This is a genomic window from Pseudomonas reactans, assembly GCF_013387025.1.
Classification (GTDB): domain Bacteria; phylum Pseudomonadota; class Gammaproteobacteria; order Pseudomonadales; family Pseudomonadaceae; genus Aquipseudomonas; species Aquipseudomonas reactans.
In genome coordinates, this window is the sequence record NZ_JACAQP010000019.1 from 121,547 (window position 1) to 130,942 (window position 9,396).

Genomic DNA, 9,396 nt, shown 5'->3' on the forward strand with positions numbered 1-9,396 from the left:
GGGCGCTATTTTTCCAGAAAAATCAGGCGACTGAACCAGAAATCTGACATGACCTAGCAGTCAGTTATTTTCGGATTCGTGACCCAACTCCAGCATCAACCCACTCAAACGCTTGACCTTGCGCCTGACGGCTTCTTCAAACACGCCGCCTCGGGGCTCGATCAGGCTGAACCAGCGCTTGGCCCGGGTAATGCCGGTGTAGATCAATTCTTTAGTGAGCACCGGGTTCAGCGCATCCGGCAGGATCAGTGCGGTATGGGTGAATTCCGAGCCCTGGGATTTGTGTACGGTCATGGCGTACACGGTTTCCACATCGTTCAGACGGCTGGGCAGCACAAATCGCACACCGCCCTGGCCGTCGTTGCGTGGGAAGGCCACGCGCAGCACCTGGGGCCCGCCGTCGCTTTCGGGCAGTTTGAGCGCGATGCCGATGTCGCCGTTCATCAGGCCCAGGCCGTAATCGTTGCGGGTCATCAGCACCGGGCGGCCTTCGTACCATTGCTCGTCGCCTTCGATCAGCCGCACCTTGCGCAGGGCGGCGGTGATGCGCAGGTTCAGGCCTTCCACGCCCCAGGGGCCTTTGCGTACCGCGCAGAGCAGTTGGAACGCGTCGAAGGCTTGCAGCAGTTGTTGCGCCCAGTGGGTCCAGGCCTCACTTTCACGCGGCGTATCCGGCGACGGGCGAGCGCTCTGCAACAGGTTGAGGTAATAGCGATAGCCCTCGGCACCGTCGCCCTGCCCGTCCAGCACCAGGAGTTCGAGGGCGTGATCGTGTTCGCCCTTGAGGCTGACGCAGAACAGGTCAGCGTGACTGCGCGCGGCTAGTAGTTTGCGGGCTTCTTCAGCGTTTTGCTGGTTGACCCAGCGCGCCAGTTGGCCGATGCCGCTGCCTTCGCCGAAACGTCGCGAGTAACGCAGCATCACCACCTGCTGGGCCAAGGGGTGGCTTGCGTCGAGGTCTTCCTGCAGGCCGCTGGCGCTGAGGTCTTCACCGCTGACGGCTTGCAGCCATTGACGGGTCTCGGCGCTGTAGAAACCGGCTTCGGCGTCGCGGCACAAGTCACCGAGGACAGCGCCCGCCTCTACCGACGCCAGTTGGTCCTTGTCACCCAGCAACACCAGGCGTGCATGGGGCGGCAAGGCGTCGAGCAGGTTGGCCATCATTTCCAGGTCGATCATCGAGGCTTCGTCCACCACCAGCACATCCAGGGGCAATGGGTTACCGATGTGATGACGAAAATGCCGTGTGCCTGGGCGACTGCCCAGCAAGCGGTGGACGGTGGTGACCTGGGTCGGGATTTTTTCCTTCACGCTGTCCGGCACTTTCAGCGACAGCACTTGTTGGCTGATGGACTCGGTGAGGCGTGCGGCGGCCTTACCGGTGGGGGCGGCCAGGCGAATGCGCAATGGGCTGCCGGATTCCACAGCCGGCGCCTGCAACAGTGCGAGCAAGCGCACCACGGTGGTGGTTTTGCCAGTGCCAGGGCCGCCGGTGACGATGCTGAATGCGCCGCGAGTGGCCAGGGCGCAGGCGAGCTTTTGCCAGTCGATCACGCCGTCAGGCGGCGGTTGATCGAACAGGCTGTTGAGGCGCTGCGGCAAATCGACGGCCACGTTTTCCTGGGTGGCAAGACGCAGGCGCAAGGCGCTGTCGATGCGCCGTTCGTAAGTCCAGTAGCGGCGCAGGTACAGACGCTTGCCGGACAGTACCAAAGGACGACTCTGCGCGGATTCGCTGCCATCGACCGCCAGCGCGACCAGATGACTGGCGGCCAGTGCGTGGCACCAGTGGGCGCCGTCCAGGCCTTCCAATAACTGCGACGGCAACAACATGGCGCCGGTTTGCAGATCGCCCTCTGGCGGCAAGGACAGGGCAAAATCCGGCGCCTTGAGGGTTTCGAACAAGTCGAGGCAGACGTGACCATGGCCCAATTGGTGGCTGGTCAGCGCGGCGGCCAGCAGCACCAGCGGGTCGGCCTGAGGGTCAAGCTCGTGCAGGAAACCAACGAAGGCTTTGTCCAAGGCACGCAACCAGCCACGATCGACCCAGCGCTCCAGCAGTTGCACCAGGTCAGCGGCGCGGCTGAGGGGCGTCAGCGCCTCCAGCGGTAACGGCGACAGGCTCATAACAACACTCCTTGTTCCCAGGCGGGCTCAACCTTGGGCGGGATGGGCTTGCCCTGGAACAGCAGGTCCAGGCCTTCGATCAGCTCCCGCGGCGGACGGGTGAAATACGCGCCCTGGCTCGCGGACTGCGTGCCACGCAGGAAAATGTACAGCGCGCCGCCGACATGCCGGTCGTAGTCGTAGTCCGGCAGACGCGCCTTGAGTTGCCGGTGCAGGGCCAGTAGGTAAAGTACGTATTGAAGGTCGTACCGATGATCAAGGATCGACTGTTCCATGGCATCCAAGGTGTAGGCCGAATCGTCGGGGCCCAGCCAGTTGGATTTGTAGTCGGCCACGTAATAGCGACCATCGTGTTCGAAGGTCAAATCGATGAAGCCCTTGAACATGCCGTTGAGCAGTACAGGTTCGGCGGCAACGCGGGAAGCGCCGTTGTGGGTGAATTGGCACACCAGTTTGTCGACGGCGAGGACATCAACCTTATGGCTGGCAAACCAGAACTCCATCTCGATCTGGTACTGCTGCAAACCACTGAGGGAGACGTGACCGTTATCCACAGGCAGTGGCGTTTGCAGCAGGTGGCCGAGCCAACTGCTGAGGGTGATGATCCAGCCTTCCCAGTTGCGCCGGTTGCAGCGGGCGCCCACGGCCTTTTCGATGGCTTCGGGCGTAACGTTGAAGCCGTCCTCCCCTGCCCATTCCAATAGGCCGTGGAGGAAGGTCCCCGGGTTAGGACCGCGTGGGAAACGGTGAATATCGCCGCCGGACGCCGCCACTTCGCGGGGTGCATCGGGGTCGAGCCGTTCGTCATCGAACAACTTCTGGGCCTGTGGACTTTCCGGTGCTTCGAGCGGGGCGGCGCTCATGCTGTCGCCAATGCGCAAGGCGCTGTAGGAAGCGATCCACCAGTTTTCCGCAGCCTTGCGCTTGGGCAGGAGCGGCGCTCGTAGCGTGGCTTCGTTGCGCGGTGGGTGGAAAAGGATGTCTTGCGCTTCGGGCACCTGGGCGTAGTTGATGGCGGTGCAACCTTCTTGAAGGTCCAGGAGCCAGCGTGCCAAGCCGGCGGACTCGCCCAACGAGGCGCCTGCACCGAGCAAGTAGCCCAGTGCAGAGAGATGCAACACCGAACTGCTGCTGTTGCCACGCTTGAGATCGGCGATTCCGAGCCAGCACGCATGCTTGGCACGGGTCAGGGCGACGTAGAACAGGCGCAGGTCTTCGGCCAGGCGCTCGTTGTCGGCCTTTGCGACCAGTTCAGGCGTAGGGCGCAGGCTGACTTGGGATTTGCCGTTTTCATCGTGGTAGTGCAGCGGTAAGCGGCTACCATCCACCGGCTTGGCTGAACAAATGAACGGCAGGAAAACCAAGTCGTATTCCAGGCCTTTGGATTTGTGGATGGTCACGACCTTGACCAGTTGCTCGTCACTTTCCAGGCGCAGGATTTGTTCTTCACCCGCCTGACCAGAAAGTGCCAGGTGTTCGGCCAGATGGCGGATCAGTGCCTGTTCGCCGTCCAGTTCAGAGGCAGCCTGTTGCAGCAATTCGCTGAGATGCAGCAGGTTGGTCAGCACACGTTCGCCGTCACTGCGCGCGATCAGGGTTTGCGGCAGTTTGAAGTCGTGTAGCAGACGACGCAGCATCGGCAGCACGCCTTGGGTACGCCAGATCGCACGGTAGCCACGGAACTGCATGACGCGGCTTTCCCACGCCAGTTCATCCTGGTTCAGACGCTCCAGTTCCGGCAGTGATAGGTTCAGGGTGACGCAGGCCAGTGCGGCGCGCAGCGGGCGCTCGACATCCGGTTCGGCGCAAGCCTTGAGCCAGGCCAGCAGGTCGTGGGCTTCCTGGGCGGCGAAGACCGAGTCCTTGTCGGACAGATAGACGCTGCGCACGCCACGGCCGGCCAACTCGGCGCGCACGGCCTGGGCCTCTTTGCCGTCGCGCACGAGGATGGCGATGTCTGACGGGCGCACGCCGTTGAAGCTGCCGTCCGGTTGCAGGAAACCTGCGCTGCCTTGCTGCCCGCCGTTGAGCAATTCAACGATGTGCGTGGCACAGGCCGCCGCAAGCTGCTGACGATACAGCACGTTGGAAACCGGCTGGTCAGTAGGCAAGTGCCAGAGGTTCATGGCTGGCAGCGTTTGGCCATTTACCTGCAATTGTTCTTTACGTCCCTGGGACAGTACCGAGTGGAACGGCACCGGGTTTTCACCATTGGGCTCGCGGAACAGGAACGCGCCGCGACCGGTTTCCGCACGCTGGAACACGTGGTTCACCGCGTCGACCATCGCGTGGCTGGAGCGGAAGTTGGTGCCCAAGGTGTGGTGACGACCGGTGGTGGACTGACGGGCGCGCAGGTAAGTGTAGATATCGGCGCCGCGGAAGGCGTAGATCGCTTGCTTGGGGTCGCCGATCAGGAACAGGCCACTGTCGAGGTGGTTTTCTTCGATGCGGTAAATGCTGTCGAAGATGGCGTATTGCACCGGGTCGGTATCCTGGAACTCGTCGATCAGGGCTACCGGGAATTGCTCGCGGATCACACTGGCCAGGCGTTCACCGCCGTCGGCTTGCAGCGCAGCGTTGAGCCGGATGAGCATGTCGTCGAAACCCATTTCGGCGCGACGGCGTTTTTCTTCTTCAAAGCGTTTGCCGACCCAGCCGGCCGCGTGTTGCAACACGGCGGCGTCGGGGGTTGGTAGCGCATCAAGGGCCGCCTTGAGGCCAGCCATGGCGTCGATGCCAGGATGCTGCGGCGGCTCGCCCTTCCAGGCTTCGGCCATGCCGTCGGGGGTCAAGCGGGTGAAGCCGGTGCCGATGTCGAGTTGCTCGAGGGTTTCGTCAGCGGCCCAGGCGCTGATCTTTTCGAACCAGGGTTCGAAGTAACGCGCTTGCATCTTGCGACCGTCGACAGCTTTGGCGGCTACGGCTTGCAGGCAGATGTCGCGCAGCTCGGCGGCCCATTGTTGCCAGGGCGCCTTGATGGCGGTCAGCGCTTCGCGGCGTTCTTGCAGGCAGGCCGTGATCAGCTCTGCGGGCTCGCGGGTTTCATCCGTCGGCCGTTCGCTGCCGAACAACGCGCGCACTCGCGGCATCAACGCGGCGGGGCCACCCCAGTTGCTGCGCACCCAATTGAGTGCGTCGTCGTGCATCGGGTAGCAGAATAGTCGCCAGTAATCGCGCAACACTTCGCCGAGCAAGTCGCTGTGATCGGTTTCCAGGGTCTGGGTGAACAGGCTGCCGCTGTCGAAGGCGTGCTCGCGCAGCATGCGCTGACACCAACTGTGGATGGTCGAGACGGCGGCTTCGTCCATCCATTGGGCGGCGATGTCCAGGCGATTGGCGCAGGCGGGCCATTGTTCGAGCGGGTATTCGTCGCGTAGATCAGCGATCAGGGCGTCGGGCTGTTCAATTTCTTCGCGGAAGAAGCGTGCTGCTTCAGCCAGGCGGATGCGGATGCGTTCGCGCAGTTCTTTGGTGGCGGCATCGGTGAAGGTCACCACCAGGATTTGCGGCGGCAGAAGCTCGCGACCAAAGCCTGATTCATCGCCACCGTGGCCGAGAACCAGGCGCAGGTAGAGGGCAGAGATGGTGAAGGTCTTGCCGGTGCCGGCACTGGCTTCAATCAGCTGGCTGCCTTTGAGCGGGAAGGCCAGGGCCAAGGGTTTTCTGGTCATGCGCCGGCCTCCTCGCCTGTGAGTGATCGCCACGGGGCGTTGAGCAGCGGGCGATACAGGGTTTCGCACCAACCTTCGAACTCTTCGCTGGCGATGAGCGTGGCGTAGTCGGGGAATTGCCGGGTGAGCGCCGGGGTTTCGCGGCGTTCGCCATCGGTAGTCAGGCCATCGCCTTCGTAAGCTTTGCTGGCGGCCGCCTGGGCCTTGGCAGGATCGGTTTGGCTAAGCCAAGCGAAAGCAGTTTTTACGGCGACGGGCAGCGGTTGGCTCATCCCGGTATGCCAGGCCAGCAATAGGTTACCGAGTAGTTCCTGAGCATTGGCTTTATCCAGCGGCGGCAGCAACAGAGTGTCATCGCTGGCCACCAAGCCAGTGCTCAGCGGCAGGCCGCAGGCGCAGGCAACCACGTGATTGACCCAGGGACGAATCAGGCGATGCCACTTGCGGGTCTTGATCGAGCCGATGCTGTTGGGGATGGTGGTAACGCTGAGCAACCCGCTATCACTGCGTCGATGCAGACCACTGATCCAGCCTTCCAGCTGCACGCCATTATGCTCAAAACTGACTGGTTCGGCACCGGTGTGTGGAGTGGGCCAGAGCGCGAGCAGTTGCTGATAGCGTCGCAACAGATCAGGTAACGGCTCGATCAGCTCGTTGCGCAGGCATTCGCCGAAACCCACCATCGGCAACAGGCCACTGCCCTGTAGGCGCAGGGCCTGGGCGTTCAGGGCTTGGTCGAGATGATCGGGTTGGGTGAGTGCGGCGCTCAGTAGGCTGTCGCTCAGACTGTAGCGTTGCAGGGCATCGAGGACGAAGGGTTCTTCGTCAGCCAGTGGCACTTCGGCGGCTTCGAAGAATACTTTCAGGCGTTGGCTGAAGAAGTGTTTGACCGGATTGCGCAGGAAGTCTTGAAGCTGACCGAGGCTCAGGGGTTCGTCCTGTTGATGCGAGCTGAGTTCCTCTTCTTTTTGCATGGCATCCGGCGTTTCGTGCAGTAATTGCCACTCACGGGCGTAGCTGAACAGCGCGTCGCCCTCATGGAAGTAGCGGGCGCTGAACGGTTGCAGTGGGTGCTCTTGCGTCATGGCTTCGATAAGCGATGCGTCGCTGTTGGCGTGGTGCCAGCCGCTGGCGAGATGGTCGCGTAGTTGGCCTATCAATACCGAGGCCGGGCGGTCGCTGTTGTCGCGGATGCTACGACCTACCCAACTGATGTACAGCTGGTCGCGGGCTGAAAGCAGCGCTTCGAGCAGCAGGTAGCGGTCGTCTTCGCGGCGCGAACGGTCGCCGGGGCGGTAGTCGCTGCCCATCAAGTCGAAGTCCAGTGGGGGTTGCGCGCGCGGGTAATCGCCATCGTTCATGCCGAGTAGGCAAACGAGCCTGAATGGGATCGCTCGCATAGGCATCAAAGTACAGAAATTGACAGCTCCCGCGAGGAAACGTTGGGACAGGCGACCTTGGTCCAGACCCGCGAGCCAGGCTTCGCGGACTACGGTGAGAGGTAACTCGTCCTGCAGGCCTACAGACTCGCAGGTTTCCAGCCAGGTTTCCCTGAGTTGTTCGAGTTGGCCCAGCAGGTAGTCATCGTGTTCGCTGCTGGGCAGGAAGAACAGTTGCATCAGGCGTTGCAGACGATCGCCCCACTCCGTCGGTGAAGCCGGTAGCGACAATGCTTGATGCGCGTCGTTAAGTGCGTCGAGCAAAGCGACCAGAGGACCAATGAGCGCTGCGTCGAGGCCACCGATTTCATCGTAGGGCTCGATACCCTCACACGCGGCGCCGGTGCCTACCGCGTAACCGAGCAACATGCGCCGCAGGCCGAAACGCCAGCTGTTTTGTTCCAGCTCTTTTGGCAAGCCTAGGCCAGCACGTTGTTCGGCGTTGAGCCCCCAACGGATGCCGGCGCCTTCGATCCAGCGATGCAGCGTTGGCAGATCGCGTTCCTTGATGTCGAAGCGCTCGCGCAGGGCCGGCACGTCGAGCAGGTCGAGGATCTCGCTGACGGGGAAGCGGCTGTCGGGCAGTTTCAGCAGGTGTTCGACGGCGATAAGCAGCGGGTCGCGGCCGCGTTGGCCCTGGTCGGTCAGGGTGAACGGGATGAAGCGTGGATCATTGCGTTCGAGTTGGCCGAACACGGCGCGAATGTGCGGCGCATAGCTGTCGACATCAGGGACCATGACGATGATGTCCCGGGGGCGCAACGTAGGGTCGGCGCTGAAGCGTTGGAGCAATTGGTCGTGGAGAATTTCCACTTCACGCTGGGCGCTGTGGGCGATGTGGAAGCGGATTGAGGTATCACGCTCCAGATCGACAGCAGGCCATAGGTCGCGGGTTTCATTGAGTGGACGCAGTTCCAGGATGTCGTCCTGGAGCTGGTTGAGCAGTGTGGTGGGCTCGCTGTCACTGAACAGGTCGATGCGACCATCGCGGAATGCAGCGCGATAGCTGTTGGGGTCGTCGTAGCTGTCCAGCAGGCTGATGTAGTCACGGCCTTGCTTGCCCCAGGCGGCCAGTAGCGGGTGGGCGTGCTGGTGCAGGGTTTGTGGGTCGATGGTGACCGGCATGCCAGCTTTACGCGCTTGGCGTTTGTATTCGTTACGCAGCAGGTCTTTGTCGGCGACGATGTCGGACCAATGGTGGCGGCAAGGGTTATGCACGCAGAGCAGGACTTGGCTGAATCGCGCGAGGCCGGCGAGGGCTTCCAGTGCCTGGGCGGGCAACGAGGAAATGCCGAAAACGATGACTCGGGATGGCAGGCCCGCGGGCGCTGTTTCCAGTGTATTGATGCGCTCGATAAAACGCTGGTGAACGCCGGCGCGGCTTTCGGCCATGCCTTCTTCACCGACATCCAGCAGCAGTGCGCGCCATAGTTCGGCTTGCCAGCAATTGGCTGGGTTGAGCGGTTTTGACTCGCCTCGACCGTTGCGCAGTTGGTGGCGGCCGGCAGCCCAGTCTTCGAGCCAATCAGCGCGGTAGACCTGATATTGGTCGAACAGGTCAGCCAGGCGCTCGGCGAGTTGGTAGCGTTTACGCAGATCGGTGTCGTGGGTGAGAAAGCGCTGCAGCGGCTCGAAGTGCGGTTGATCGATAAGCTCCGGCAGCAGGCGCATGAGGCGCCAGGTCAGCGGTGCTTTATCGAGCAGGGACTTGGACGGAATTTCATCTTTGCCCAAGACCATGCGGTAGAGCTGCCACATAAAGCTGCCGGGCAGTTGAACATCGATTGCTGCGGCGATGCCGCAACCGCCCATGTCGTCGTCTTCCGGATCTTCAGCCAGGGCCAGCTTGAGCCACTGGGCGATGCCGTTGCTTTGAACCAGGGCGATCTCGTTTTCCAAGGGCGCCAAGGGATAGCGGCGCATCCAACTGACCACTAGGCTGCGCAGTTCGTCCAGGCGGTTGCCGTGAACTACCATGAATCCAGGGCTGAGGGACGTCGCATCCGGCATAACGGCTTCCTTGGGAAAAGCAAAAATCGAGGGTGCGACTTTAGCACTGTGGGCAGTTGTTGGAGGAATTGGGATGTTAGCTGTCTTTTCGACCGCCCAAAACAAAACCCCATCTGCTTTCGCAAATGGGGTTTTGGAATTTAATCTTG

At 61.9% G+C, this 9,396-nt stretch carries 3 protein-coding genes; all 3 read right to left on the reverse strand.

From position 1 onward, the window contains the following. Positions 1–60: 60 nt before the first annotated feature. From recD to recC, 3 genes are read right to left on the reverse strand one after another with little or no spacing between them, the layout of a single operon-like run. Positions 61–2,127 carry an exodeoxyribonuclease V subunit alpha gene (gene recD, locus HX793_RS20455; RefSeq protein WP_177096853.1) on the reverse strand — a complete coding sequence of 689 codons (2,067 nt, stop codon included), beginning with the start codon at positions 2,125–2,127 and terminating at the stop codon, positions 61–63. Beyond that, the gene (recB, locus tag HX793_RS20460; protein ID WP_177096851.1) at positions 2,124–5,798 is read right to left on the reverse strand and encodes an exodeoxyribonuclease V subunit beta; all 3,675 of its coding nucleotides are present in this window, start codon (positions 5,796–5,798) and stop codon (positions 2,124–2,126) included. The genes recD and recB overlap by 4 nt, the downstream gene beginning before the upstream one ends. Then, on the reverse strand, positions 5,795–9,247 hold the full coding sequence (gene recC / locus HX793_RS20465; protein ID WP_177096849.1) for an exodeoxyribonuclease V subunit gamma: 3,453 nt from the start codon (positions 9,245–9,247) through the stop codon (positions 5,795–5,797). Before recC ends, recB begins: the two co-directional genes overlap by 4 nt. Positions 9,248–9,396: the final 149 nt, after the last annotated feature.